Below are 1,052 nucleotides of genomic sequence, written 5' to 3' on the forward strand. Positions count from 1 at the left end.
CAGCAAAGAGGATAAGCCTTATTTCAAACAATTTTCTTCTATTTTAGGATTACAGGAAAAACTCACTTTTGGCTTAACACAAGTACATACTTTTGTTGAAGCTGTTCAGTCAGCTGATGTCAATGATAAAAAGACCACTACATTATTTGGGCAAATATTCTCCTTGAGCAGTAGTTTCAGCACGATCCAAACTATCCTCACAAAAAAACTTGTTGCTATGCCGGAAGAGGAATGGAAAAATTTACTTGCTTTGCCTGAATTCCGTCCTGTTGAATTTGTCTTACAAGAGACAAGAACACAAGGAAAAGAATTATTAAGTGAATCTGAAGAATCTTTAATTAACGCTCTTTCGATTGATGGCTTCCAAGGTTGGAGTGACCACTACGATACTTTAGTCGCTACTATTGAAATTCCATTTGAAGAACAAGATGGAACCATTATCCATCTTTCCGCTGGACAAGCCTATAATAAAATGAATACAGATCCTGACAGCGAAGTCAGAAAACAAATTTTTGATAAATGGGAAACCGCTTGGGCCGAAAAAGCGCCTTTATTTGGCGATATACTAAATCATTTAGCTGGTTTTCGATTAGCCGATTATAAAGCACATGGTGTCTCTGACTTTTTAAAACGTCCTTTAGAATACAACCGGATGAAAAAAGAGACTTTAGAGACAATGTGGAAAGCTGTCAGTAACCATAAACAACCATTTATTGATTACTTAAACCGTAAAGCTCAATTAATGGGCAAAGAACGATTAGACTGGCAAGATATTGAAGCACCTGTTTTAGTTGGAGATGCTAAGCCGCAAGTTTATCCTTATGATAAAGGAGCCGCATTTATTATTGAAAACTTCAAAAAAGTCAGCCCTAAAATGGCAAATTTTGCTCAGTCTGCTTTTGAAAAAAACTGGATTGAAGCAGAAAATCGTAATGGTAAACGCCCAGGAGGGTATTGTGCAGAATTGCCGGAAAGCAAAGAATCTCGTATTTTTATGACTTATGCTGATTCACCCGGAGAAGTTTCTACTTTAGCTCATGAATTAGGTCATG

1 protein-coding gene is annotated in these 1,052 nt (G+C 36.9%); it reads left to right on the forward strand.

What is annotated here, in order from left to right:
• The coding region (locus RT405_RS08165) for a M3 family metallopeptidase (RefSeq protein WP_396163536.1) at positions 1-1,052 on the forward strand (1,052 nt) is incomplete at both ends.

This window comes from Carnobacterium sp., assembly GCF_032094055.1.
Taxonomy (GTDB): Bacteria; Bacillota; Bacilli; order Lactobacillales; family Carnobacteriaceae; genus Carnobacterium_A.